Origin of the sequence: Burkholderia sp. EMB26 (assembly GCF_024730645.1) — a bacterium.
Taxonomy (GTDB): domain Bacteria; phylum Pseudomonadota; class Gammaproteobacteria; order Burkholderiales; family Burkholderiaceae; genus Burkholderia; species Burkholderia cenocepacia.
Window position 1 is genome coordinate 1,042,638 of sequence record NZ_CP078070.1, and the last position, 25,520, is coordinate 1,068,157.

The window sequence follows — 25,520 nt, forward strand, 5'->3', positions numbered from 1 at the left end:
CTGCAACCCGGATCGCCCCGGAGGGTCAGACGAGCGACGCGTCGCGCGTTTCGCGCATCAGCAGTACGCCGATCAGGCTGATCGCCGCCGCGACCGACACGTAACCGCCGACCCACGACAGGCCGCCGCGCGCAGCCAGCAGTTGCGCGATATACGGTGCAATCGACGCGCCGAGAATCCCGCCGAGGTTGTACGCGACGCCCGCGCCCGTATAGCGGACGTTGGTCGGGAACAATTCCGGCAGCAGCGCGCCCATCGGTGCGAACGTCACGCCCATCAGGAACAGCTCGATCGTCAGGAACAGCGCGACGAGCGGCATCGACCCGCTGCCGAGCAGCGGCTCCATCGCGAAACCCGACAGCAGTGCGGCGATCGCGCCGACGACCAGTACCGGCTTGCGGCCGAAGCGGTCCGACGCCCATGCGGACAGCGGCGTCGCGAGCCCCATGAAGACGACCGCGAAACACAGCAGGCCGAGGAAGCTCTGGCGCGGAATATGCAGCGCCGACACGCCGTACGACAGCGAGAACACCGTCGAGATGTAGAACAGCGTGTAGCAGACGACCATCGCGAGCGCACCGAGCAGCGTCGGCTGCCAGTGCTGCGTGACGAGCGTCGCGACCGGCACGCGCACGCGCTCGTTGCGCTCGAGGGCCGCCTGGAACGCGGGCGTTTCGGTGATCTTGAGCCGCACGTACAGCCCGAGCGCGACGAGCACCGCGCTGACGAGGAACGGAATGCGCCAGCCCCAGCTGCGGAACTGCTCGTCGGACAGCGACAGCGCGAGCGCGAAGAACAGGCCGTTCGACATCAGGAAGCCGACCGACGGCCCCAGTTGCGGGAACATCCCGAACCAGCCGCGCTTGCCCTGCGGCGCATGCTCGGTCGCGAGCAGCGCCGCGCCGCCCCATTCGCCGCCCAGGCCGATCCCCTGACCGAAGCGCAGCACGCACAGCAGCACCGGCGCGAGCGCGCCGATCGCGTCGTAGCCGGGCACGAAGCCGATTGCGGTGGTGGACACGCCCATCACGAGCAGCGATGCGACGAGCGTCGACTTGCGGCCGATACGGTCGCCGAAGTGCCCGAACAGGAACGAGCCGATCGGGCGTGCGATGAACGCGATGCCGAACGTGACGAATGCGGACAGCGCCTGCGCCGTCGCGGAGCCGTGCGGGAAGAACACGGGGCCGATGACGAGCGCGGCGGCCGTCGCGTACACGTAGAAGTCGTAGAACTCGATCGCGGTGCCGATGAAGCTCGCGAACACGATGCGCCGGTGGCTGACGGCGCCGGCCGAACCGGTTGCGTGTGCAACGGCCGGGGGGGATGCGGACATGGATGTCTCCGTTTTGTCGTTGGGGCGGTCGGCTGAGCGTGCGTTCGGGCAGGCGACGGCCTGCCGGGTGCAGCCGAGCAGAGGATGATGCGGATGACGCGGTGGCGGCGTGGACGCGCGCCGTGGCGCGGACGTCACCCGCCGGTCGACGATGGAGACGGGTACGTCGCCGCCGCCCGGTGCCGGCGTGGTCGGCTCGCTTGCCGGGTGGGGCGCGCGAACGCACGCGCGGCGTGATGGCCGCGCGAGTGCGGAAAATTATAGCCAGCGCCGCCGCTCACCGGCAATCGGGCTGCGGCGGCGCGTCAATCGATCGATTGCGCCTGCGCGGAGGCGGTGCTTTGCAGCTGGAAGTGGCCGTCGTCGTTGAAGAGCCAGCCTTCCATCAGTTCGAGCCGGCCGTTGCCGTCGAGCAGCCGCGACGGCGGGGCCGGCAGCGGTGCCGAGCGGCGCAGCGACGCGAGCGCGAGCGCTTCCGCTTCGCTGTCGCCGTTGCTGCGGTAGACGGATGCGTTCACCACGCGGCCGCTGCCATCGACGGTGAAGGCGACGACGACGAGCGAACGCAGCATCGCCTGCGGTGTGCCGTGCAGCATGCCGGACGGATTGCGTTCGGCGACACGATGGGCAACCTCGACGCGATACTGGTCGAGGCTGCCGCTGCGGGTGACCGACGGAATCGTCAGGACCGAGCGTAGCGACGAGGGCGGCGTGATCGTGCACGCGGCAAGCAGCGCGACGACGGCCAGCGTCGCAACACGAAGCCGCGCGACGCGCGGACGGAGAAGGGGGCGCATGAGGTGATGGCCAGGAGGGACGATAAAAAAATGATAGGCGTACCGGCGCGCGGCGATATGGGGAGAAACGCATAACGCGCGGGACCGGTCGCTGCTATTGCTGATGATGACGGCCGGGTGCCGCGTCGTACCTTGCACATCGCGATGTGACGCGACAGGTGACAGCGTGCGCGGTGGACGCGCCTGTTGGAAGATTGAAAGCGATGGCGTGCAGCGTTCGTCCGGCCGGGCGACGCGGTCATCTGATGCGGCAACCTCGGCTTGCCGCGCGCACGCTGGCAAGCGATGCCGGCCGGCTCAGAAGCCGTGCGTGACGAGCGACAGTACCGACAGGTCGGGATGCGTGCCGTCGATGATGCTCTTGCCGATGTGCACGGCTTCGCGGGTGGCCTCGTCGAGGCTCGCGAAGCTTTCCTCGCCGTCCGCGTGGAACGGCACCGCATGGCCGGGCAGCGCGGGATTCACGCCCGGATGGCACACGTAGCCGGTGTAGGTATAGCGCGTGTCGCTGCCGGGCATCGCGGCCGGCACGACATGGATCTCGAAGCCTTCGTAATCGACGGGTTTCGTCGCGCTCGACAGGTCGGTCATGGCGATCTCCGCGTGCCGCGCGCAGGGTGGCGCGTGCGGCATCGAATACGCGGCGGCGTTCGTGTCGCCGTGTTGAACGAATTCTAGGCGATGGCGGGGCGGGCCGGGAGGCGTCCGGCGCGGTGCGACGCAACGACGGGCCGCTGCCGGGCCCGTGGCTCAGATGCCGCGCGAGGTTCGGCACGAACGCGCGTGCCGTTCCGATGGACGGGTTCGCGCGCCGCGCTGCGTCATTGTTTGCAGCGCGCGTTCTTGCGCTGCACGACGATGATCACCGGGTATTTCTGGCCATGATCGAGCTCCACGCGCGCCACGACGGTCAGCGTCGCGGGATCGGAATCGTCGTACACGCTGACCTGTTCGTTGCGCAGATAGGTCACGCCGGTGCAGTTCGACGTGCGTCCGTCGTCGCCGACCTTGCACTGGAGGTCGTTGTCCTTCAGGTAGTTGTAGGGCGACGGGCTCGCGAGGTATTCGCTCAGGCCGCGCGGCGAGCCGCCGACGCCGGTCACGTACGCGATCGCGCACGACGCCTGCGCGTCGCTGCCGGAGGCGGTGTCGGCCGCTGCATGCATGCTGGCGGCGGCCAGCACGGCGACGAGCGACGAGACGAGGAAGGGCTTCATGACGTGGATTTCCCGTTTCGCGAATCGGAGCGCCGGATTGTAACGGCATCCGGCGGGGCGCGTCGGGAAGTGCGGGGCGCACGCGCGCGGACAAACAAAAACCCCGTCATTCTGCGAATGGACGGGGTTCGGCGAACTTCCTGGCGGAAGCGGTGAGATTCGAACTCACGGACAGTTTCCCGTCGCTGGTTTTCAAGACCAGTGCCTTAAACCGCTCGGCCACGCTTCCACACGAGGCGGCATTGTAACCGAAATGCCGCCTCGTTCATTCGTTCAGTCGTCGCGCAGGAACAATTCCTGCAGGTCGTTGAGGAAACGCTGGCCAAGCGGCGTCGGCGCGATTCGCGTGAAATCGCGCGTGATCAGTCCGCGCCGCTCCGCTTCCTTCAGCGCCGGCTCGATCGTGCTCATCGGCAGGCCGGTGCGTTCCGCGAAGCTGTGCACGGGGAAGCCCTCGACGAGCCGCAGCGTGTTCAGCATGAATTCGAACGGCAGGTCGCGCGCGCCGACTTCACGCTCTTCCTGCACGGCCGCGCCGGCCTTCGCCTGCTCGATGAAGGTCGCCGGATGCTTGTAGCGTGCCTGCCGCAGGATCCGGTTCGGGAACGACAGCTTCGTATGGGCGCCCGCGCCGATGCCGAGATAGTCGCCGAAGCGCCAGTAATTCAGGTTGTGCTTGCACTGATGATTCGGCTTCGCGTACGCGGACACTTCGTAGCGCCCGTAGCCGGCTTCGGCCGTGCGCGCATGGATCCATTCCTGCATGTCGGCCGACGCGTCGTCGTCGGGGACCACCGGCGGGAACTTCGCGAACAACGTATTCGGCTCGAGCGTCAGGTGATACAGCGACAGGTGCGGCGGCGCGAACGACAGCGCGGTCTCGATGTCGGTGCGGCATTCGTCGAGCGTCTGGTTCGGCAATGCGAACATCAGGTCGAGGTTGAAGTTGTCGAAGTTCTTCGCGGCGATCTCGACGGCCGCGCGTGCCTGCGCGGTGTCGTGAATCCGGCCGAGCGCCTTCAAATGCCCCTCGTTGAAGCTCTGGATGCCGACCGACAGGCGGTTCACGCCGCTTGCGCGGAACTGCGCGAACTTCGCGGCTTCGAATGTGCCCGGATTCGCCTCGAGCGTGATCTCGGCATCGGCATCGAGCGGCAAGAGCGCGCGCACGTCGGACAGCATCCGGTCGAGACCGGCCGCCGACAGCAGGCTCGGCGTGCCGCCGCCGATGAACACGGTATGCACCTGCCGGCCCCACACGAGCGGCAGCGCCTGCTCGAGATCGGCGCGCAACGCGTCGAGATACTCGGTTTCCGGAAACCGCTCGCCTTTCCATTCGTGCGAGTTGAAATCGCAGTACGGGCACTTGCGCACGCACCACGGGAAATGCACGTACAGCGCGAGCGGCGGCAGCGACGTGAGGCGCACCTGGCCGGGCGACGTGAAGGTCGCGACGACGCGCGCGCCGGTTTCCGCGGCCTGGCTCATGCGACCTCCCGCAGCGAATGGGTGTCGGGTACGGTCATGCTTCCTCCGCGAGCCGCGCGAGCAACGCCTTCAGCGCCAGCGCGCGATGGCTGTGCGTGTTCTTCACGGCGGGCTCGAGTTCGGCGGCCGTCGCGCCGAGCGACGGCAGATAGAAATACGGGTCGTAGCCGAATCCGTGTTCGCCGCGCGGCGTGTCGACGATCTCGCCGGCCCAGCGACCTTCGGCGAACAGCGGCTCCGGGTCGTCCGCATGGCGGACGAGCGCGAGCACGCAACAGTAGTATGCGCGCCGGTCGTCGATGCCGCGCAGTTGCTCGACGAGATACGCGTTGTTCGCCGCGTCGCCCTTGTCGCGGCCCGCGCGCTGCGCGTAGCGGGCCGAATAGACGCCCGGCGCGCCGCGCAGCACGCGCACGCACAGGCCCGAATCGTCGGCGATCGCCGGCAGCCCGGTGAGCCGCGACGCGTGTCGCGCCTTGGTCAGCGCGTTCTCGATGAACGTGCCGAACGGCTCTTCCGCCTCGGGCACCGCGAGGTCGCCCTGCGGGACGATCTCGATGCCGACCGTCGAGAACAGCGCGGTGAATTCGCGCAGCTTGCCCGGGTTGTTCGACGCGAGAACGATGCGCGACAGCGGCGCGACGGTGCGGTCGTCAGGCATGGCTCGCACCCAGGACGTCTTTCTGCAACCGCACGAGCTCGGCGATCCCGCCCTGCGCGAGGTCGAGCAGCGCATTCATCTCGGCGCGCGAGAACGGCACGCCTTCGGCCGTGCCCTGGACTTCGACGAAGCCGCCCGCGCCCGTCATCACGACGTTCATGTCGGTGTCGCAGCGCGAATCTTCCGCGTAGTCGAGGTCGAGCACCGGTGCGCCTTCGTACACGCCGACCGAAATCGCGGCGACGTGATCGGTGATCGGCGAGCGCGTGAGCTTGCCGGCCGCGATGAGCGTCGACACGGCGTCGTGCGCAGCGACGAACGCGCCGGTGATGCTGGCCGTGCGCGTGCCGCCGTCGGCCTGGATCACGTCGCAGTCGATGTGGATGGTGCGCGGGCCGAGCGCCTCGAGATCGAACACCGCGCGCAGCGCGCGGCCGATCAGGCGCTGAATTTCCTGGGTGCGGCCCGTCTGCTTGCCGCGCGCGGCTTCACGGTCGCTGCGCGTGTGGGTCGCGCGCGGCAGCATCCCGTATTCGGCGGTCAGCCAGCCTTGCCCGCGCTCGCGCAGGAATTCGGGCACGCGCTCGGCGACGCTCGCGGTGCAGAGCACCTTGGTGTCGCCGAATTCGACCAGCACGGAGCCTTCGGCGTGTTTCGTGTAGTGGCGCGTGAGGGCGACCTTGCGCAGTTCGTCGGCGCGGCGGCCGCTCGGGCGGGAAACGGAAGACGTCATGGGGAAATCGCGGAAGAAGAGGAAACCCCGATTTTAGCGCCGAACGGCGGGCGCGCCCGGCGGGGTGGTCCGCAAAAATGGGATAATGCGCGCTTGCCGCCCCGCGCTTTCCGACGCGCCGGGCGCCTCGACATATCCCCCCCGCCCGCGAGGGCACCAGACGGCGAGACGAACCATGATCTACAGCATGACGGGCTACGCGAGCGCGACGCGCGAACTCGTGACGGCCACCGGCAACGGCGGCACCAGCGTGTCGGTCGAACTGCGCACCGTGAACTCGCGCTTCCTCGATCTCAATTTCCGGATGCCGGACGACGTGCGCGCGTGCGAACCCGCGCTGCGCGAAATGCTGATGAACAAGCTGTCGCGCGGCAAGGTCGACGTGCGCATCAACCTGCAGCGCGGCGAGCAGAGCATCGGCGCGGGCGCGCTGAACCAGTCGGCGCTCGGCCAGCTTGCCGAGCTCGAGCGCGCGGTGCTCGATTCGTTCCCGGGCGTCGGCCGCCTGCGCGCGGGCGAAATCCTGCGCTGGCCCGGCGTGCTCGCCGAGAGCGGCGTGTCCGCGGAAGCGATCCGCGACGCGGTGCTCGCCTGCGGCAAGGAAGCGATCGGCGAGCTCGTCGTCGTGCGTTCGCGCGAAGGCGCGCAACTGGCGACGATGCTGCTGTCGAACGTTACCGAGATGGAGGCGATCGTCGCGCGCATCACGCCGCTCGTGCCGGAGCTGATCGCGAAGCATCAGCAGAAGATCGTCGAGCGGCTGCAGGAAGCGCTCGGCCTCGCGGCGCCGGAAGGCGGCTCGACGGTCGTCACGCGCGAGGAAGCCGCGGAGCGCATCCGTCAGGAAGTGACGATGTACGGGATCCGGATCGACATCGCGGAAGAGCTGTCGCGGCTCACCGCGCACCTGAACGAAACGCGTCACGTGATCGAGAAGGGCGGCCGCGTCGGCAAGCGTCTCGACTTCATGATGCAGGAACTGAATCGCGAAGCGAACACGCTCGGCTCGAAGGCGGCGGCGAAGGAACTCGCCGATGCGTCGATGGCGCTGAAGCTGCTGATCGAGCAGATGCGCGAGCAAGTGCAAAACCTGGAGTAACAGCAACATGACCGACCTTAACCGCGACGGCCACGCGTCGCATTCGCTGCATGGCGGCGTCTATCCCGGCAACCTGTTCATGGTCGTCGCGCCGTCGGGCGCCGGCAAGTCGACGCTCGTGAACGCGCTGCTGTCGAAGGACAGCGACATCTGCCTGTCGATCTCGTACACGACGCGCAAGCCGCGCCCGGGCGAGCAGGACGGCCAGCACTACCACTTCACGACCGTCGAGGATTTCCGCGCGCGTCACGCGGCGCACGAATTCCTCGAGAGCGCGGAAGTGCACGGCAACTACTACGGCACGTCGCGCGTCTGGATCGAAGAGCAGATGAAGAACGGTCACGACGTGCTGCTCGAAATCGACTGGCAGGGTGCGTTGCAGGTGAAGAAGCAGTTCCGCAACGCGGTCGGCATCTTCATCCTGCCGCCGTCGCTCGACGCCCTCGAGGAGCGCCTGAAGAAGCGCGGCCAGGATGAACCGAACGTGATCACGCGACGCCTGCTGGCCGCCGGCAGCGAGATCGCGCACGCGTCGGAAGCGGAATACGTGGTGATCAACGAGAATTTCGAGCGTGCGCTCGCGGAACTCGAATGCATCGTCGCGGCGACGCGCCTGCGTTTTGCTTCGCAGTACGCGCGACACACGGAGCTGTTCATCGACCTCGGCGTCCATCTGCCCCACGCGGAATGACGCGGGGCACGAGGGACATAAGGTAGAATAAGGACTATATTCAGAAGGAATTACCAACATGGCTCGCATTACCGTCGAAGACTGCCTGAAGCAAATCCCGAACCGCTTCGAACTGGCGCTCGCCGCCACCTATCGCGCGCGGCAGCTCGCGCAAGGCCATACGCCGAAAATCGAAAGCCGCGACAAGCCGACCGTCGTCGCGCTGCGCGAAATCGCTGCCGGCCAGGTCGGCGTCGAGATGCTGAAGAAGGTGCCGGTGTAACGCGCATCCGGCCCGTTCCAGCCATGTAGTCCACGCGCGCAACGACTCGACCTGGAGGCGAATATGAGCACCACCCCATCGTCCGCCTCCGCGGATTCGACCACCGAAGCCACGGCCCAGTCGCCTGCGCGCCAGTACATCGACGCGGTCCTCGAACAGTCCTTCCGGCATCTGTTCGGGCCGACCGCCACGCCGGAGCAGCCGCGCAAGCACGGCGTCGTTTCGATCGCGAAACTGACCGCCGCGCTTGCCGAGTATCTCGGTCCGGACGAAATCAAAGAGGTCAAGGCGGCGTTCCACTTCAGCGACGAAGCCCACCTCGGTCAATATCGCCAGAGCGGCGAGCCCTACATCACCCATCCCGTCGCCGTCGCGGAAATCTGCGCCGGCTGGAAGCTCGACGCGCAGGCCGTGATGGCCGCGTTGCTGCACGACGTGATGGAAGACCAGGGCGTGACCAAGAACGAGCTGGCCGAGCGATTCGGCCCGAAGGTCGCCGAGCTGGTCGACGGCCTGTCGAAGCTCGACAAGATGGAATTCCGCAGCCGCGAGGAAGCGCAGGCGGAAAACTTCCGCAAGATGCTGCTCGCGATGGCGCGCGACGTGCGCGTCATTCTCGTCAAGCTCGCCGATCGCCTGCACAACATGCGTACGCTCGGCGCGGTGCCGATGGAAAAGCGCCGCCGCGTCGCGCGGGAAACGCTCGACATCTACGCACCGATCGCGCACCGGCTCGGCTTGAACAACACGTATCGCGAGCTGCAGGACATGAGCTTCGCGAACTTCAACCCGCATCGCTACGCGACGCTCGAGAAAGCCGTGAAGGCCGCGCGCGGCAATCGCCGCGAAGTGATCAGCAAGATCCTCGAGGCCGCGCAGCGCGCGATGGCCGACGCGAAGATCGACGCTGAGATCACCGGCCGCGAGAAAACCATCTACAGCGTCTATCGCAAGATGCGCGACAAGCAGTTGTCGTTCTCGCAGGTGCTCGACGTGTACGGCTTCCGTGTCGTCGTCGACAGCCCGCTCGACTGCTACACGTGCATCGGCGCGCTGCATGCGCTGTACAAGCCGGTGCCCGGCAAGTTCAAGGATTACATCGCGATCCCGAAGATCAACGGCTATCAGTCGCTGCACACGACGCTCGTCGGCCCGTTCGGCGCGCCGATCGAGTTCCAGGTGCGTACGCGCAAGATGCACGAGATCGCCGAGGCGGGGGTCGCCGCGCACTGGCTGTACAAGAACGGCAGCGCGGATCTCAGCGACGTGCAGAAGCGCGCGCACCAGTGGCTGAAGTCGCTGCTCGACATCCAGAGCGAGGCTGGCGATTCGAGCGAATTCCTCGAGCACGTGAAGATCGACCTGTTCCCCGATGCGGTCTACGTGTTCACGCCGAAGTCGAAGATCATGGCGCTGCCGCGCGGCGCGACGGCGCTCGATTTCGCGTATTCGATCCACAGCGATCTCGGCAACCAGTGCGTGGCCGTGAAGATCAACAACGAGCTGCTGCCGTTGCGCACCGAGCTGAAGAGCGGCGACATCGTCGAGGTGATCACCGCGCCGTATTCGAAGCCGAACCCCGCGTGGCTGGGCTTCGTGCGTACCGGCAAGGCGCGCTCGGCGATCCGTCACTACCTGAAGACGATGCGCCTGAACGAGTCCGTGCAACTGGGCGAGCGGCTCGTCGACCAGAGCCTGAAGGGCTATGGTCTCGCGCTGGCCGACGTCGAGCCGGAAGTGTGGGAGAAGCTCGTGCAGTGGACGGGCAACAAGAGCCGTCAGGAAATCTTCGCGGATATCGGTCTCGGCCGTCGCGTCGCCGCGGTGATGGCCAAGCGCATCGAGGTGCTGATGAGCGGCCGCGATGCGGACGACGATCTGCCGAAGTCCGAGCGGCATCCCGCGCATCATGCGCCGCCGGTCGTGATCACCGGCACCGAAGGGATGTCCGTGCAGTTGTCCGCATGCTGCCGGCCGATTCCGGGTGATGCGATCATGGGTTACATCGGCATCGGTCTGGGCATGGCGATTCATACGACGGATTGCCGGGTCGCGCAGCGCATCCATCGCCGCGATCCGGGCCGCTGGATCGACGTCGAATGGGCGCCGCAGCCGGGCCGTCTGTTCGATGTCGCGGTGAAGGCGCTCGTGAAGAATACGAAGGGCATCTTCGCGCGCGTCGCCGCGGACATCACGTCGGCCGACGCGAACATCGTCCATATTGCGATGGACGAGGATCTGACGCACGAATCGACGGTGCTGCGCTTCGTGATCCAGGTCAGCGACCGCGTGCACCTCGCGAACGTGATGCGGCGCGTGAGAACCAATCCGGACGTGATGCGGATCATGCGCGAGCGCTCGACCGACGACGGTGCGCATGCGCGCCATGACGGCGGGATGCGAATCGAGCGCGAGCGGCAGGATTACTGACGCTGACGCGCACCCTCGCGGGTGAATGCGTTGATCGACGGACGGCGGCCGATGGCCGCCGTTTTCATTGGGGCCGGCGAAAGCGCGCGCGACGTTGCCGGCGCTTTGCCCAAGGCGTGCGGATGATGGCGCGAACGAAGGAGGGGGCGCAAAAAGAAAAAGGGCTTTCCCGGAGGAAAGCCCTTTTAAGGTGGCGCGGCTGGCAGGATTCGAACCCACGACCCCTTGGTTCGTAGCCAAGTACTCTATCCAACTGAGCTACAGCCGCACGCAAAACGGTACTGCTTCAACTGTCGGAACCTTCTGCGATGGGAAGGCCCCCAAAAAAGTGGCGCGGCTGGCAGGATTCGAACCCACGACCCCTTGGTTCGTAGCCAAGTACTCTATCCAACTGAGCTACAGCCGCACGCAACAACAAACTTCTACTGCTTCGAACTGAAAGGGCCTTCGGTTGGGAAGGCCCTCGAAAAAGTGGCGCGGCTGGCAGGATTCGAACCCACGACCCCTTGGTTCGTAGCCAAGTACTCTATCCAACTGAGCTACAGCCGCACGCAGAAGCGGAAGTATAGCAGAGTCGTATAAAAAGGGAAGCCTTATTCGCGAATTAGGGTGCATGACCTTGGCCGGCCCCCTTCGTGTACCCTTGGGGGGATCAGTCATCCACGTTGAATCTGCATCATGAACAAGGCGTTTGTCAAAGAGTCGGACGGTGACGACGACGATCTCGACCCGGCTCAACCCGCGATTCCGGCGGGCGCGAAGAACTACATCACGCCGGCCGGCCACAAGCGGCTGAGGGACGAGCTGCTGAACCTGATCGACGTCGAGCGTCCCGAAGTCGTGCGGCTCGTGTCGTGGGCCGCATCGAACGGTGACCGGTCGGAGAACGGCGACTACATCTACGGCAAGCGGCGGCTTCGCGAGATCGATCGCCGCATCCGCTTCCTGACGAAGCGGCTCGACCTCGCGGAAGTCGTCGACGCGAGCCGCCAGGAGAATGTCGACCAGGTGTTTTTCGGCGCGACGGTCGATTACGAGACGCCGGACGGCGAGGATCATACGGTGACGATCGTCGGGATCGACGAGGTCGATCTCGACCGCGGCTGCGTCAGCTGGATTTCGCCGGTCGCGCGTGCGCTGATCAAGGCGAAGATCGGCGATACCGTCACGCTGATGACGCCGGCGGGCCCCCAGCCGATCGACATACTCGACGTCCGGTATCCGGCACGGGGCGACGCCTGAGCGTCGGCGGTGCGGCGCGGCAAAGAAAAAGCGCCCCGACGGGGCGCTTTTCCGTTCCGGTGTACGGTGCGGTGCCGGTCGCTCAGAAACGGTGACGCAGGCCGGCGGTCACGGCGATCTGCTTGTTGCTCGACGAAGCGCCACCGAGGCCATTGACATAGGCGCCGATGCCCAGGCCGTCCGTGCTGACGCGCTGATACACGCCTTGCACATACACGTCGGTCCGCTTGGACAGCGCATAGTCGGTCTGCAGGTTGAATTGATTCCAGCCCGGATGACGGCCGTCCAGGAAGCCCGCGGTGTACGTGTACGACCCGGCCAGCGACAACGCCGGCGTGAGCGCGTAGCGCGCGTTCACTTCGTAGTTGTTGAAGCGGGCAAACGTGCCGTTGAGACCCAGGCCGGTCGACACGCCCGACGCACCGGCAGAGATGCCGAGCGCCCGGTTCACGCGCGATTGCGTGAAGACGAAGCCGGCCGTTGCCGGACCGAACGTGTAGTTCAGGCCACCGCCGAACACGCGCTGACGCTTGCCGACGAACGTGTTGTCGCCTGCCACCGCGCCGGCGCCGTTGGTGACCGCGGCCGACGTGAGCCCCGAGATGTCGTTGTTCAACTGCAGATAGCCGGCGCCGATATTGAAGCCGGCGTAGGTGTACGACACCCCCGCGCTGTATGCACGGTTGTTCGAGAACTGGCTGCTGTTCGAGAAGCCGTACAACGCGCCGAACTTCAGCCCGCCGAAATTGACGCTCGTATATTTGACGGCGTTGTTGATCCGGAACGAATTGTTCAGGTTGTCGTTGTCGAACGGGTGGGCAAACTGGGTGCCGCCGAATTGCGTGCCGGTCAGCGACAGCGGGCCGATATAGTCGACGACGCTATCGTATTGGCGACCGAGGGTGATGGCGCCGAACTGCTCCTGCGACAGGCCGACGAATGCCTGGCGGCCGAACTCGCGGCCATTCTGGCCGAGCGTGCCGTTGGCGATGTTGAAGCCGTTTTCCAGCACGAAGATCGCTTTCAGGCCGCCGCCGAGATCTTCCGTGCCGCGCAGACCCCAGCGGCTCCCGTTGATCTGGCCGCTGCGTTCGGACCACGAGCTGTGGCCGCCCTGATTGTTCGTATAGGTGATGCCTGCGTCGATCAGGCCGTACAGCGTAACGCTGCTTTGAGCATGGGCTGCGGTAACGAATACACCCGACAACGCGGTGACGATCAGGGTTTTTTTCATGGATCTGTCTCCAAACAGGATGATGTCGATCGAACCTGCGGCGGACTGGCCGCGTTTTGCTTGACGCTGTAGCCGGTCCCGCAGAACGGCGGTGCGCTTATCAGAAAGCCATGTGCAGTGTACGGAGGGCGCGAAGCGGGGACGGCTCACACTTTAAGAAACAATGTATTTTGGAATCCGCAAAAATCGAAAAAAGCGCGCAAACGGTTGCTCCGCAAGGGTTTGTCGCAGTGCAGCGAAATGAAATGGAACTCAGGACTACGTAACGGGCGTTGCGCGATTGCGACAGACGGTCAGCAACGGGCGGCGGCAGCTATAGCGCGATTATTGACACATCGGCAATAGAGGTTTGTGTGGAGCATGGATAATGAAAGGTAGTTCTCTCGTTATACTGCGATCTCTGCTTTCCGAAGCAGACTTTTTCGTTGACGGAAAAGATCTCCAAACCTTTGTCGGCGCGACTTCCCAGTCGCGCTTTTTTTTGCCCTGCTGCCCGGTGCGCTACTGCGTGTACGAGCGGCGCTTGCGCTTGCCCGCGGGCACGGCTTCTTCTGCCTCGATCGGCGGCGGCGTGTAGGTCCAGTCTTCCATCACGTAGTGACGGGCATCGAGAGGCGATGCGAGCAGGTTCTGCCAGTGATCGCCGTGCCACGTCATATCGAATTCGGTGTCGCACGGCGCTTCGCGCGCGGACTCGGCCAGGGCGCGGGACTTGCGACGTACGCGTCCGAGCCGGCTCGCGAAGCGCTTGATTCCGTCCAGCCACATGACCCTCTCCTTCCTTCCGGTGTTGATTCAGGATCGCAACGTCCCCGCATTTCTGCAACCCGGAAAAAACCCGAGGATTTTACCGAATCGATTTGTCCCCGGTAGGAATTTCACGCCCCGGATTATTGGCGATCCGGTCCCGGTAATATTGACAGGTTTTTGATGCGAATCAATTAATCAAAGGCGATGGTGTACCGATTCCAGTGCTATTAGCGTCTTTTCGATAAAACGGTCGCCAAAAATTTTCTTGACGCACCCGGATTGTCCAATTTATAAAGTCAGCACTCCGTCCTCGGGCGGCGTGCAGGTGCGGGTGCTGGCGCAATGTTTCGGGATTTCGGGTAACGGCTATAAAAATAGCTTTTTTGATCTTATCGAGTGGGGAACGAAGACATGGATACCGGTATCGTGAAATGGTTTAACGATGCTAAAGGTTTTGGCTTTATTACGTCGGACAATGGCGGTGAAGATTTGTTTGCGCACTTTTCCGAAATCCGGATGGACGGCTTCAAGACGCTGAAGGAAAACCAGCGTGTCTCGTTCGACGTCAAGGTCGGCCCGAAAGGCAAGCAGGCAGCGAATATCCAGGCGGTCTGACGCGCCACGCATCGCCGATCACGTCCGGCCCCCGCATCGCGGGGGCTTTTTGTTTTCCGGGGACGGAACCAGCCGGTCCGGGCTGGCCGCGAGTACGCCCGCCGGTGCATACTCACGGAAGCATCGTTTCCCCGTCTTTTCATGTCCGATTCCCGTCCGTCCGATCCCGCCAGCGAACAGCCGCTCGTCTTCGTCGACCTCGAAACCACCGGCGGCTCGTCCGCCGACCACCGCATCACCGAAATCGGCGTGGTCGAAATCGGACCGCTCGGCGTGTCGACGTGGACGAGTCTCGTCAATCCGGGGCAGGCGATCCCGCCGTTCATCCAGCAACTGACGGGCATCTCGGACGCGATGGTGCGCGACGCGCCGACGTTCGCGTCGCTCGCGCCGGCGTTGTTCGAGCGGCTCGACGGGAAGCTGTTCGTCGCGCACAACGCGAGCTTCGACCGAGGTTTCCTGCGCGCCGAGTTCGAGCGCGCCGGGCTGGCCTTCAATCCCGATGTGCTCTGCACGGTGCGGCTGTCGCGCGCGCTGTTTCCGCGCGAATCGCGGCACGGGCTCGATGCGCTGATCGAACGGCATGGGCTCGTTCCGGCCGCGCGCCACCGAGCGCTGGCCGATGCCGACCTGCTCTGGCAGTTCTGGCGCCAGTTGCACGAGATCGTGCCGCTCGAGCGGCTGCGCGACCAGATCGCGCGGACGACGCGTCACTTCCGTCTGGGCGGCGATCTGACCGAGGCGTGGCTGGATACCGCGCCGGCAGGGTGCGGCGCGTATGCGTTGTTCGGGGAGCGTGACGAAGCGCTGTATGTCGGCCGCAGCGTGCGCGTGCGGCAGCGGCTGCGCGCGCTGTTGACCGGCGAACGCCGGTCGTCGAAGGAAATGCGGCTGGCGCAGCAGGTGCGCCGTGTCGAATGGCGCGAGACCGGCAACGAGCTGGGGGCGATGCTCGCCGAAGCGCAATGGATTGCCCGGTTGCGCCCGTCGTACAACCGGCGCCCCACGGCCGACGCTACCCGCGCGGGTGGCGCGCCCTGGCCGTTCGAAGGCGCCGTCGCGTTCGAGGCGAACGGCGAGCGCCGCCTGTTTCATGTGATCGACGGCTGGTGCTATCTCGGTTCGGCGGAATCGCTCGATGCGGCCGCGCGGCTCGTGGCCGACGCGGCGGCCAGTGTGTTCGAACCCTTCACCCATCGCCTGCTGCAGACGCATCTCGCGCGCGGCCTGCAGGTGATTCCGCTCATGGCGCTCACGCCGGCGGATTGAGCGCCACGGCGCGTCAGCCGATCGCGCTGGCTCCGCCGGCGGAGCAGACGTGCGACAGCGCGGTATCGAGTGCCTGCGTCTGCGTGGAATCGTAGCGGGTGAGCGTCTTCCAGTTCGCGATACTGCGCGCGAGCCGCGCCTGGCAATCGGGCGCCTCGCGTAGCGGGGCGACCTGCGCGAGACCGGTCAGCATTTTCTGCGTCAGCCGATCGAGCGCCGGCCGCGTGCTGGCGGCGAGATCGGGCGGTGTGCCTTCCGGCGGCCGCGTCGTGCGCCAGGTCGCGAACAGTGCATTCTGCACGTCCTTGCTCGCCGTGATCTGGTCCTCGAAGAACGTACGGGCGAACGCGGGATCGATGCCGGCCTGAACGGCGCGCTGTTCGACCGCCGTGAGCAGGGCCGCTTCGCGCGGCCGGTCCTCGATGGCCTTGTGATTCGCCCATTTCCAGCGCGCGACCGGTTCGGCGAGCGCGAGGCGCTGCGACGCGAGCGCCACGATGTTGGTGAGGGCGGTGTCGTCGCCGTCTGCCCGGGCGGGATGCGGAGACGAAAGGAGGGCGACGCCGAGCGCGGCGACAGCGAGGCTGGCACGAATGGCTTGCTTCATCGGAACGATCGGGAGACCCGGGCGGGCCGGACGTGGAAAACCAGAAGGATAGACGAAGACAGTCGCGCGGCGTAGCGTCGCGACAGGAGAATCAGCAGGCGAGCTGATCCGGCACCGTCAGGCTGTTGCGGCCCGGGTGCGAGGCGAATTGCGCGCGAAGCGCACGGATGAACCGCACGATAGCGATGATCGACACGTGGCGGTTACAGAACCGAACTGACGTTCACTTCGGCGAGTACAGCTTGTGCTGCTCGTCGAAGAATGCCCGAACGTGCTCGGGCAGCTCGGCGAGGAATTCCACGCCGACGGGTTCCGGATCCGGGCTCATCACTTGCTCGGGCGGTGGCATGCGAGTGGGTCTTTCGTCCATGATCGTTTCTCCAGCAGGTTCAATGATTATCAACCTCGCGCTCGGATTTATGCCAGCGGCGAATCGTTAGATTTTGTCTCTGTTGTATTAACGGCACATGCGCTCCGGCGCGCGGTGCGATGCCCGGTATTGCACGCTGCACGATCGGCAACAATCGGGCCGCTTGTTATACTTGCGCGCACTTTTTCCTGGACCGCGATGAGACGAACGACGCGATGGATCGGCCTCGTATGGCTGGCGCTGGTACTGAACGTACTGTCGCCCGTCGTCGGCTACGCGCGTCTCGCGTCGAGCGGCTCCGGCGCACTCACGCTCGAGTTGTGCAGTGCAGCGGGCGCCCGTCAGGTCGTGCTCGCACAAGCGGGCGACGACCGCGACACGTCGTCGTTCGACCATGCCGGCGTCCCGCACTGCGTGTACTGCCCCGGCTTCGCGGCGAACGTCGCGCTGGGCACGAGCCAGCCCGCGATGCCGGGCTTCGTGCGGACGTTCGCGTATCGGGTGGCCGCGCCGGTCGTTCCCGATGTACCCCGCAAGGGCATCCGTCTCGCGCAGCCGCGCGCCCCGCCTGAAAACCTCCCGATCTGATTGATGTCGTCCGCGCGCCCTGGTGGCGCGCGAGCCGCCCGTGGCCCCGGTCCGCGCGTCGCGTCGTTCGTGCGCGGCTCGCGCACCCGTGTCCAGCGGCGTCCGATCACGTTTTCAGGAATTCACTCATGTCGTCTACCTTTGCCGCGCGGCCGTCGCGCGGCCGGCTCGCGCTCGCATGCGCGACCGCTTTCGCATGGCCGGCCGCTCACGCGGCTTCGACCGACGATGCACGCGCCGAGGCCGCCCGCGGCGGCGGCGCCGATCGTTCCGCCATCGCCACGCCGGCTTCCGCCGGTGTCGCGGCATCGGCCACACCGGCCGGCGACACGCTGAGCGCCGTCAGCGTGACCGCGCAGCGGCAACCGGTCGACCCGGATACGCCGGCCGTCGTCACGTCGATCACCCGCGAGCAGATCGATGCGCACACCAACGTCACCACCGAGGACGCGCTGAAGTACGCGCCGAACCTGATGGTCCGCAAGCGCTACATCGGCGACCGCAACAGCATCTTCGCGGGCCGCGACTTCAACGAACTGCAGAGCGCGCGCGGGCTCGTCTATGCCGACGGCGTGCTGCTGTCGAACCTGCTCGGGTCGAGCTACGCGTACCCGCCGCGCTGGTCGCTGATTCCGCCCGACGACATCGCGCGCGTCGACGTGCTCTATGGCCCCTTTTCCGCGCTGTATCCGGGCAATTCGATCGGCTCGACCGTGCTGCTCACCACGCGCCGCCCGGAACAGCTCGAGGCGTCGCTGTCGACGCAGTTTTTCACGCAGCGCTACCACGACGGCTACGGCTTTGCCGATAGCCTCGGCGGCAATCATCAGACCGCGCGGATCGCGAACCGCGTCGGCCGGTTCTGGTTCGCGCTGTCGCTCGACCGGCTGGAGAACAACGGCCAGCCGATGCAGTATGCGAGCCCCGCTTCGGCCTACAACCCGAGGCTGGGCGCCGCCGTGCCCGTGACCGGCGCCGCGACCGACATCGGCCCCAACGGCAAGCCGCGGACCATCGTCGGCGCGCAGACGATCGAGCGGACCGAGCAGCTCAACGAGACGGTCCGGATGGGCTATGCGTTCACCGATCACGTCGATGCGACGCTGACGCTCGGGCATTGGGAGAACCATTACCGGCAGCACGGCGAGACCTTCCTGCGCGATGCGACGGGCAATCCGGTCTACGGCGGCAACGTGTCGATCGGCGGGCAGAACATGACCGTCGCGCCGAACGCGTTCGCGCCGCAGCGTGGCGACCAGGAGAACTGGCTGTACGCGCTCGGGCTGAACGGCCGGCTCGATTCCGGCTGGCGGTTGTCGGGCGTGGTATCCGCGTACGACGTGTCGCGCGACGTGCTGCGCGCGGCCTCGACCGTGCAGGGTGGGGCCGGCACGCTGTTCCAGGGCGACGGCACCGGCTGGCGCACGCTCGACCTGAAGGCCGAGGCGCCGGAAGTGAAAGGCCATACGTTCACGTTCGGCTATCACTACGACAACTACTTCCTGCGCAACGTCACGTACAACACCGCCGACTGGCTGGCCGGGCCGACCACGTCGCTCGCGAGCGTCTATCGTGGCGACACGCGCACGCAGGCGCTGTTCGGGCAGGACGCGTGGCGCTTCGCGCCGGGCTGGCTCGCGACGCTCGGGCTGCGCTACGAGCGCTGGGATGCGTACGGCGGCGCGCTCGGCAATGCGAAAGGCACGTTCGGCTATGCGGACCGGAGCGCGAATGCGCTGTCGCCGAAAGTCGCGCTGCAGTGGGACGCGACGGAAGTCTGGCGCTTCCGGCTGTCGTTCGCGACCGGCACGCGGTTTCCGACGGTCGGCGAGCTGTTCCAGGGCACGATTTCGAACAACGCGATCGTCAACAACAATCCGAACCTGCGGCCCGAAAAGGCGATCGACTGGGATTTCACGGCCGAACGCGACGTGGGCGTCGGCGTCGTGCGCGCCAGCGTGTTCCAGAGCGACCTGCGCGATTCGATCTACAGCCAGACGACGGCGTCGGGCGCGACGACCGTCACCAACATCTCGAACGTCGACCGCGTGCGCGTGCGTGGCGTCGAGCTCGCGTTCAGCGGCGAGAACGTCGGGCTGCGCGGGCTCAACCTCGACGCGAACGTGTCGGCGAGCAACGCGCAGATCCTTGCCGACGCCGCGAACCCGGCCTACGTCGGGTCGCGTTTCCCGCGTATTCCGCGCATGCGCGCGAACCTGCTCGCGTCGTATCGCTTCGACGAGCACTGGCTCGCGAGCGTCGGCGTGCGCTACTCGGGCCGCCAGTACAACACGCTCGACAACAGCGACGTGAATCCGGACGTCTACGGCGGCACGAGCTCGTTCACGGTCGTCGATCTGAAGGCACGCTACCGCTTCGATCGTCACTGGACCGCGTCGGCCGGCATCGACAACCTGACGGACCGCCGCTACTACACGTTCCACCCGTATCCGGGCCGCACTTTCTATGGAGAACTGAAATGGTCGCTGTGAGATCGTTCGCGGCGGGCTGCGCGCTGTGGCTCGCGGCGCTCTCGACCGCCGGCGCGCATGATGCGTCCAGCGTGGCGAAAGCCGCCGATCCGCACGCCGCGCACACGAGCATGCAGGCGACGCCCGCGCAGCAGAAGCAGCCGCTCGCGACGGGCGCCGCGTTCGATACGCGTCATCGGCTGTGGGTCGCATGGGTCGAAGGCGCGCATGTCGTCGTCGCGCATTCCGACGACGCCGGGCGCACGCTGTCCGCGCCCGTCACCGTCAATGCGATGCCCGAGCCGATCTACACGAGCGCCGAGAATCGCCCGAAGCTCGCGACGAGCCCGGACGGGCGCGCGGTGTACGTGTCGTGGTCGATGCCGCTCGATGCGCCGTACACCGGCATGGTGCGCTTCTCGCGCTCGCTCGACGGCGGCGCGACGTGGAGCGTGCCCGTGACCGTGCATCGCGACCGGCAGGCGATCACGCACCGCTTCGACATGATGGCCGTCGATCCCGCCGGCAACATCGCGATCGCATGGATCGACAAGCGTGATCTCGTCGCGGCGAAGGCGGCCGGGCAGACGTACGAAGGCGCGGCCGTCTACTACGCGGTGTCACGCGACGGCGGCGCGTCGTTCGACCCCGAGCGCAAGGTGACCGACCACACCTGCGAATGCTGCCGGATCGCGATGGCGATCGATCCGGCCGGGCGCATCGAGGCCGTGTGGCGCAACGTGTTCCCGGGGCAGATCCGCGATCACGCGCTCGCGGTGCTGCCCGTATCGGCGTCCGAGCCGGTCCTGCCGATACGCGTGACGTTCTCGAACTGGCACGTCGAGGCGTGCCCCGAACACGGGCCGGCGCTCGCGATCACGCCGGACGGCACGCGACATGTGGCGTGGTTCGGCGTCGTCGACGGTCGCGCCGACGTGTTCTATTCGCGCATCGGCGCCGATGGCCAGCCGCGCGGTACACCGTGGGCATTCGGCGCGAATCCCGCGGTGCCCGGCGAGCAGGCGTCGCATGCGGCGCTCGTCGCGCACGGCGACGTCGTGTGGCTCGCTTGGAAGGCGTTCGACGGCGACACGATGCAGATCAAGCTGCGTCGGTCGGATGACCGCGGCGAGCACTGGTCGGCGCCGCGCGTGATCGCGTCGACGGCGGGCGCGAGCGACAACCCGCAATTGCTCGACGATGCGGGCCGCATCTACCTGTCGTGGCGCACGCGCAACGACGGCTATCGGCTGATCGCCGTGGAGGGGGCGCAATGAAGCGGCTGATGGCATGGCTCGGCATCGTGCTCGCGAGCCTGCCCGCATGGGCGGGCGGCGGTGCATTGCAGCCGTTGCGCGCGGCGGACGTCGCGCGCCTGTACGCGGCGGCGCGCGAGCGGCCGCTGGCGGTCGAGATCTGGTCGCTCGATTGCGGATACTGTCGCGAGAACGCCGCGCATCTGGTCGCGTGGCAGCGCCGTCATCCGGACGTGCAGCTCGCGATGGTCGCGATGGATGCGTACGACGACAACGGTGCGGCGATCGCGCAGGCGCTGGCGCAGATGAACCTGCCGCCGCAGGTCGCGCAGTATGCGAACGCGGAGCCGATGCCCGAGCGGCTGCGAACGGCGCTCGATGCGGGATGGCGAGGGGAGATGCCGCGCACCGTGTGGATCGGGCGCGAGGGCGTGCGTGACGCGCGCAGCGGCTTGCTGACGGCCGACGTGCTCGACGGCTGGCTGCAGTACGCGAAGCGGTGACGCAGCAGGCGGCGCGCGGCGAACCGGCCGCGCGCCGGCCCGATGCGAAAACGCGCCCGAAGGCGCGTGGAGAGAAACGTCAGGCCGCTCGCCTGAATAGCCGGATCACGAACAGCAGGATCACCGCGCCGATGACCGCGACGATCACCGAACCGATGAAGCCGCTGCCGATGCTGATGCCGAGCAACCCGGCAAGCCAGCCGCCGATCACCGCGCCGACGATCCCGACGATGATGTCGACGATCAGCCCGAAGCCGCCGCCCTTCACGAGCAAGCCGGCAAGCCAGCCGGCGATCGCGCCGATGATGAGCCACATAATCAAGCCATGAGTCATGGTGGTCCTCTCCTTGGGTTGAGTCGAAATGACCGCGTACCGGCCGCCGCGCGCCGCAAACTGGTTGAAAGCGGCTGCGACCGCCGCGCCGCCCACGCAATGTAACGCGATAGACGGGTCAGAATCGTTAAGTAATGTTATGCACCCTTAAGCAGATTTTCCAGGTGATTTGTCTGCGTACGGCACGATTCGTGCGCACGAGACGCATGGCGAAATGAATTTGTAAGAATCGGGTTGCCGCTGCGGTTGATCGGTCGAACGCGTTATCTCTCGTGCGTCGTCGTAGGCAGGGTGGCCTCCGGCAGTCCGTCGGCTGCGTCGGCGATCAGTCGCGCGACGGTCGCGGCATCGTCGATCGCCTCGATCGACAGCAGCGCCAAACGGGCGAGGAAGAGCGACGCATCGGCTTCACCGATCCGGGTCATCGTGTGGCACAGATCGGTGTAGAGCGTGTCGCGTTCGGTGTCCGTCATCATGCGGTCTCCTGAAGATCGGTTTCGATCGAAGCGTGCGGATGGAGCGCGCGATCGAGTGCGGCGCTCACGTCGTCGGCCCGCGCATCGTGCCAGCGACCGAGCACGTGCCCGTCCGGACGCACGAGATAGACGGTGCCGTCGCGTGCGCCGTACATGTCGAACAGCCGCCCGTCGTCGTCGTGGCCGCGGCAGGCCGGATGCCGTACGGTCGCCGCATGCCGGGCGAGCGTGACGAGCGCGAACGGTATGTGCGCTGCCTGCAGGCGTGGCTCGAGCGCGGCGAGCGATGGATCGGGCACGCCGTCCGCCGTGAAGCAGAACGCGGTGAAGCGCGGCGCGACGAGATCGGTCAGGTGGCCGCGGTGCGTATCGTCGCCATGCGCCCCGTACAGCGTCAACGGACACTCGGGGAGCACCGTGCCGGGCGCCGGGCCGGCCGCGAAGGTGTCGCGTTCGGCCGTGTTGAGCGGCGACCTGGCATACGCAATGGCCGATGTCTGGCGCGGGTTGATCAGCGAACGCAGTGCCGGATGCCGCACCGCGAGCGTCAGCACGGCCTTGCGCATCAGCGCGAACGCAAACGACGGCGGCGCCATGAACTCGGTGCTCTTCGTGCCGTAGCGCAGGTTCTCGTGCGCCGCGAACACGCGCTCGTCCGAGTAGCTGTCGAGCAGCGCGTCCGACGCGATGCCGCGGATCACGTACGCGAGCTTCCACGCGACATTGTCGGCATCGTCGATACCCGAATTCGCGCCACGCACGCCGAAGATCGGCACGAGATGTGCGGCATCGCCGCAGAACAGCACGCGGTCGTGCCGGTAGCGTTCGAGCGTCAGCGCGTTCGCCTTGTAGATCGTGATCCAGATGGGCGACCACGCGCCGCGCTCGCCCATCATGTCGAGCAGGTCCTGCACGCGCGGGATCACGTTCTCCGGCTTCACGGCCGCTGCGGGATCCTCGTCGTCACGCAACTGGTAGTCGATCCGCCATACGTTGTCGGGCTGCTTGTGGACGAGCACGGTCGAGCCCGGATTCGACGACGGATCGAAGTAGGCCAGGCGTTCGGTCGGCCGGTCGCTGTCGAGCGCGATGTCGACGATCACGTAGCGGCCCTCGTAGGTCGTGCCGCGCAGCGACAGGCCGAGCGCGTCGCGCATCGTGCTGCGGCCGCCGTCGCACGCAACGACCCAGTCGGCATCGAATGCATAGCCGCCGAGCGGCGTGTCGACGTCGATGCGCACACCGTCCGGCAGCCGCGGCGCGCCGGTCACCTTCGTCTGCCAGCGGATCTCGATCAGGTCGGGCTGGCGCAGCGCGGCATCGAGCAGGAATTGTTCGATGTGATATTGCGCGAGATTCACCATCGGCGGCAGCTTCTGGTTCGCGTCCTGCGGCATCGTGAAATGCAGCACTTCGTCGCGCCGGTAGAAACTGCGGCCGCCGGTCCATGGCAGCCCCGTGCGCAGGAAATCGTCGAGCGCGCCGAGCCGCTCGACGATCTCGAGGCTGCGGCGCGAGATGCAGATGGCGCGGCTGCCGTGGCAGACCGAATCGTCGGCTTCGATCAGCACGCTGCGGATGCCGTGATTCGCGAGGCCGAGCGCGACGGCGAGGCCCACGGGGCCGCCGCCGACGATCGCGACGCGATGCCGGCGCGTGTCGATGCCGCCGTCACGCTCCGGCAGATGCGCGGGATGGCGCTCGGCGACGAACGGGTAGGGCTTGAAGTCGATATCCATCGTTGGCTTCCAGGGTGGTCCGGTTCGACGTGCCCGCATCGGTGAAGCGATGTGGGCAGCTGGTCGATCCAGTATGGAAGCCGGTCGTGCCGCCGTTGTCCCCATTTCGGGTACGGCGGCGGTCGCGCTACGCCCGGTGCGAGCCGACGCGTTTCAGGGCTGCATGCACAGCGCGAACAGTTCTCGCTGGCTCGAAATGCCGAGGCGCCGATACGCGCGTTTCTGATAGGTCACGACGCTCGACGCCTTTACGCCCATCGTCTCGCCGATGTCATGCGCGGTCTGGCCTTCGAGCACGCCGCGCAACACGTCGAGTTCGCGCTTCGACAATGCCGGGCACGCATGGCGCAGTCGCGCGAGCATGCGTTGCGGGATGCCGATCTGCGCCGCGCCGGCCAGCGCGTAGTGATGCTTGGCGGCCTGCGCGATCAGCGGCGCGAGCGCCTCGATCGTCGCGATCTCGCGCGGCTGGAATGCGCCGCTGCGATGCGCGCGATACAGGTTGATCGACAGCCAGGTTGCATCGTCGGGCTGCATCAGCAACGCGAGCCGGTCGGACACGTCGGGGCCGCGATAGCACGCCGCGCGATACGCTTCGTGATCGATCTCGTCGCCGGCCTGCTGGTGCAGCAGCACGCCGTGCCGGTGCGTGCCGCGCCGGGCGGCCGAGACGATCGGCTGGTTGCCGTCGAGTGCGTAGAAGTGTCGCGCGTACGTGTCGGCGACGTCGCGCAGATAGCGGCCGCCGCGATGATCGGCGACGGACAGCGTGCGCGGGCGGTTGCCGAACTCGTACGCGAAGATCGTGCACTGCGTGATCGACAGTGCATCGTCGAACAGCCTCAGGATTTCGCCGGCGAACGCGTCGGGCTCGTTGCCGCCGATCGCGGCGACGAGGCGCGTCGCGCGGGACACGTCCAGTTGCGCGGAGAAAGCCGGTCGCTCGAGACGCCAGGTGCGCATGGTGCGGGGAGAGGGCGGAATGGTCCGGCGATTGTAATCGGCGGGACGCGGCGCGGGAGTCGGGAGATGCCCGCAAACGAGGGTGAGTCGGAAAGCGGACGGGCGCACGATTTCGGCGCCGGAAAAGAGAAAAGGTCTGACAAGCGACGCTTGTCAGACCTTTATGTCTTGGTGCCGGAGATAGGAGTCGAACCTACGACCTTCGCATTACGAATGCGCTGCTCTACCAACTGAGCTACACCGGCAGCAGAGAAATGAAATTATATGGTGAAATCCGCGATCTTGGCAATAGGTTTTGCGAAATTTTTTCAGCTTGCTGCGGCTGCTTCGCGAAACCCTCGATCCGGCGGACTTTCCGCTTTCACTTCACTGCGATGCAACCCGTTAGG

At 66.4% G+C, this 25,520-nt stretch carries 26 protein-coding genes and 5 tRNA genes; 11 read left to right on the forward strand and 20 right to left on the reverse strand.

Annotated elements, in window-relative coordinates:
* Positions 1-25: 25 nt before the first annotated feature.
* The 8 genes from KU887_RS04915 to rph form a co-directional block, all read right to left on the reverse strand.
* Positions 26-1,336: an MFS transporter gene (locus KU887_RS04915; RefSeq protein ID WP_006486616.1), complete on the reverse strand. Its 1,311-nt coding sequence runs from the start codon at positions 1,334-1,336 to the stop codon at positions 26-28.
* 305 nt (positions 1,337-1,641) lie between these two features.
* Positions 1,642-2,133, reverse strand: a complete 492-nt coding sequence (locus KU887_RS04920) for an energy transducer TonB (protein WP_006486614.1) — start codon at positions 2,131-2,133, stop codon at positions 1,642-1,644.
* 297 nt (positions 2,134-2,430) lie between these two features.
* On the reverse strand, positions 2,431-2,724 hold the full coding sequence (locus KU887_RS04925) for a hypothetical protein (protein ID WP_258254872.1): 294 nt from the start codon (positions 2,722-2,724) through the stop codon (positions 2,431-2,433).
* Between the two features lie 230 nt (positions 2,725-2,954).
* Positions 2,955-3,350 carry a hypothetical protein gene (locus KU887_RS04930; RefSeq protein ID WP_006486642.1) on the reverse strand — a complete coding sequence of 132 codons (396 nt, stop codon included), beginning with the start codon at positions 3,348-3,350 and terminating at the stop codon, positions 2,955-2,957.
* Positions 3,351-3,491: 141 nt separating this feature from the next.
* Positions 3,492-3,579, reverse strand: a tRNA-Ser gene (locus KU887_RS04935).
* A gap of 44 nt (positions 3,580-3,623) precedes the next feature.
* Positions 3,624-4,838 carry a radical SAM family heme chaperone HemW gene (gene hemW, locus KU887_RS04940; RefSeq protein WP_111441513.1) on the reverse strand — a complete coding sequence of 405 codons (1,215 nt, stop codon included), beginning with the start codon at positions 4,836-4,838 and terminating at the stop codon, positions 3,624-3,626.
* Between the two features lie 34 nt (positions 4,839-4,872).
* On the reverse strand, positions 4,873-5,499 hold the full coding sequence (rdgB, locus tag KU887_RS04945) for an RdgB/HAM1 family non-canonical purine NTP pyrophosphatase (protein ID WP_006496578.1): 627 nt from the start codon (positions 5,497-5,499) through the stop codon (positions 4,873-4,875).
* Positions 5,492-6,232, reverse strand: a complete 741-nt coding sequence (gene rph, locus KU887_RS04950) for a ribonuclease PH (protein WP_048985365.1) — start codon at positions 6,230-6,232, stop codon at positions 5,492-5,494. The genes rdgB and rph overlap by 8 nt, the downstream gene beginning before the upstream one ends.
* Positions 6,233-6,407: 175 nt before the next feature.
* On the opposite strand from rph, the gene KU887_RS04955 reads away from it, so the two are divergent.
* The 4 genes from KU887_RS04955 (at position 6,408) to KU887_RS04970 (ending at position 10,714) form a co-directional block, all read left to right on the forward strand.
* Entirely contained in the window at positions 6,408-7,331 is a 924-nt protein-coding gene (locus KU887_RS04955; RefSeq protein ID WP_006486665.1) for a YicC/YloC family endoribonuclease, read from the forward strand.
* Between the two features lie 7 nt (positions 7,332-7,338).
* Positions 7,339-8,022, forward strand: a complete 684-nt coding sequence (gmk, locus tag KU887_RS04960) for a guanylate kinase (protein WP_006486663.1) — start codon at positions 7,339-7,341, stop codon at positions 8,020-8,022.
* Positions 8,023-8,080: 58 nt separating this feature from the next.
* Complete coding sequence (gene rpoZ / locus KU887_RS04965; protein ID WP_006025620.1) at positions 8,081-8,284, forward strand: DNA-directed RNA polymerase subunit omega; 204 nt, start codon at positions 8,081-8,083, stop codon at positions 8,282-8,284.
* Between the two features lie 63 nt (positions 8,285-8,347).
* Positions 8,348-10,714 (forward strand): bifunctional (p)ppGpp synthetase/guanosine-3',5'-bis(diphosphate) 3'-pyrophosphohydrolase, encoded by a 2,367-nt coding sequence (locus KU887_RS04970; RefSeq protein WP_006496576.1) that lies wholly within the window; start codon positions 8,348-8,350, stop codon positions 10,712-10,714.
* 191 nt (positions 10,715-10,905) lie between these two features.
* Here KU887_RS04970 and KU887_RS04975 read toward each other — a convergent pair.
* From KU887_RS04975 to KU887_RS04985, 3 genes are all read right to left on the reverse strand, one after another.
* Positions 10,906-10,982: transfer RNA gene (locus tag KU887_RS04975), tRNA-Arg, on the reverse strand.
* 61 nt (positions 10,983-11,043) lie between these two features.
* Positions 11,044-11,120: transfer RNA gene (locus tag KU887_RS04980), tRNA-Arg, on the reverse strand.
* A 66-nt stretch (positions 11,121-11,186) separates the two neighbouring features.
* A tRNA-Arg gene (locus tag KU887_RS04985) sits at positions 11,187-11,263 on the reverse strand.
* Between the two features lie 129 nt (positions 11,264-11,392).
* Between KU887_RS04985 and greB the strand changes: the two genes are divergently transcribed.
* On the forward strand, positions 11,393-11,956 hold the full coding sequence (gene greB / locus KU887_RS04990) for a transcription elongation factor GreB (RefSeq protein WP_006486618.1): 564 nt from the start codon (positions 11,393-11,395) through the stop codon (positions 11,954-11,956).
* An 82-nt stretch (positions 11,957-12,038) separates the two neighbouring features.
* On the opposite strand, the gene KU887_RS04995 is transcribed toward greB, so the two are convergent.
* Positions 12,039-13,190, reverse strand: coding sequence for a porin (locus KU887_RS04995; RefSeq protein WP_006486676.1), 1,152 nt, complete (start codon positions 13,188-13,190; stop codon positions 12,039-12,041).
* Positions 13,191-13,691: 501 nt separating this feature from the next.
* Entirely contained in the window at positions 13,692-13,958 is a 267-nt protein-coding gene (locus tag KU887_RS05000; RefSeq protein ID WP_006486644.1) for a hypothetical protein, read from the reverse strand.
* A gap of 393 nt (positions 13,959-14,351) precedes the next feature.
* Between KU887_RS05000 and KU887_RS05005 the strand changes: the two genes are divergently transcribed.
* Complete coding sequence (locus tag KU887_RS05005) at positions 14,352-14,555, forward strand: cold-shock protein (protein WP_006476615.1); 204 nt, start codon at positions 14,352-14,354, stop codon at positions 14,553-14,555.
* A gap of 141 nt (positions 14,556-14,696) precedes the next feature.
* The gene (locus tag KU887_RS05010) at positions 14,697-15,824 is read left to right on the forward strand and encodes an exonuclease domain-containing protein (RefSeq protein ID WP_006496574.1); all 1,128 of its coding nucleotides are present in this window, start codon (positions 14,697-14,699) and stop codon (positions 15,822-15,824) included.
* A gap of 13 nt (positions 15,825-15,837) precedes the next feature.
* Here the strand turns inward: KU887_RS05010 and KU887_RS05015 are convergent, their stop codons facing one another.
* Positions 15,838-16,431 (reverse strand): chorismate mutase, encoded by a 594-nt coding sequence (locus KU887_RS05015; RefSeq protein ID WP_006496573.1) that lies wholly within the window; start codon positions 16,429-16,431, stop codon positions 15,838-15,840.
* Between the two features lie 223 nt (positions 16,432-16,654).
* Complete coding sequence (locus tag KU887_RS05020; protein ID WP_162484450.1) at positions 16,655-16,759, reverse strand: chorismate mutase; 105 nt, start codon at positions 16,757-16,759, stop codon at positions 16,655-16,657.
* A gap of 240 nt (positions 16,760-16,999) precedes the next feature.
* On the opposite strand from KU887_RS05020, the gene KU887_RS05025 reads away from it, so the two are divergent.
* From KU887_RS05025 to KU887_RS05040, 4 genes are all read left to right on the forward strand, one after another.
* Positions 17,000-17,389 carry a DUF2946 domain-containing protein gene (locus KU887_RS05025; RefSeq protein ID WP_006496571.1) on the forward strand — a complete coding sequence of 130 codons (390 nt, stop codon included), beginning with the start codon at positions 17,000-17,002 and terminating at the stop codon, positions 17,387-17,389.
* Between the two features lie 128 nt (positions 17,390-17,517).
* Positions 17,518-19,881, forward strand: a complete 2,364-nt coding sequence (locus tag KU887_RS05030) for a TonB-dependent receptor (protein WP_112751077.1) — start codon at positions 17,518-17,520, stop codon at positions 19,879-19,881.
* On the forward strand, positions 19,869-21,137 hold the full coding sequence (locus tag KU887_RS05035) for a sialidase family protein (RefSeq protein ID WP_258254934.1): 1,269 nt from the start codon (positions 19,869-19,871) through the stop codon (positions 21,135-21,137). The genes KU887_RS05030 and KU887_RS05035 overlap by 13 nt, the downstream gene beginning before the upstream one ends.
* Positions 21,134-21,619, forward strand: a complete 486-nt coding sequence (locus KU887_RS05040) for a TlpA disulfide reductase family protein (protein ID WP_258254935.1) — start codon at positions 21,134-21,136, stop codon at positions 21,617-21,619. Before KU887_RS05035 ends, KU887_RS05040 begins: the two co-directional genes overlap by 4 nt.
* 79 nt (positions 21,620-21,698) lie before the next feature.
* Here KU887_RS05040 and KU887_RS05045 read toward each other — a convergent pair whose 3' ends face one another.
* From KU887_RS05045 to KU887_RS05065, 5 genes are all read right to left on the reverse strand, one after another.
* The gene (locus KU887_RS05045) at positions 21,699-21,953 is read right to left on the reverse strand and encodes a GlsB/YeaQ/YmgE family stress response membrane protein (protein WP_006476609.1); all 255 of its coding nucleotides are present in this window, start codon (positions 21,951-21,953) and stop codon (positions 21,699-21,701) included.
* A gap of 263 nt (positions 21,954-22,216) precedes the next feature.
* Positions 22,217-22,429: a hypothetical protein gene (locus KU887_RS05050; protein ID WP_058902077.1), complete on the reverse strand. Its 213-nt coding sequence runs from the start codon at positions 22,427-22,429 to the stop codon at positions 22,217-22,219.
* On the reverse strand, positions 22,426-24,168 hold the full coding sequence (locus KU887_RS05055) for an FAD-dependent oxidoreductase (protein ID WP_258254940.1): 1,743 nt from the start codon (positions 24,166-24,168) through the stop codon (positions 22,426-22,428). The genes KU887_RS05050 and KU887_RS05055 overlap by 4 nt, the downstream gene beginning before the upstream one ends.
* A 153-nt stretch (positions 24,169-24,321) precedes the next feature.
* Positions 24,322-25,131, reverse strand: coding sequence for a LuxR C-terminal-related transcriptional regulator (locus KU887_RS05060; RefSeq protein ID WP_058902079.1), 810 nt, complete (start codon positions 25,129-25,131; stop codon positions 24,322-24,324).
* A gap of 169 nt (positions 25,132-25,300) precedes the next feature.
* A tRNA-Thr gene (locus tag KU887_RS05065) sits at positions 25,301-25,376 on the reverse strand.
* Between the last annotated feature and the right edge of the window lie 144 nt (positions 25,377-25,520).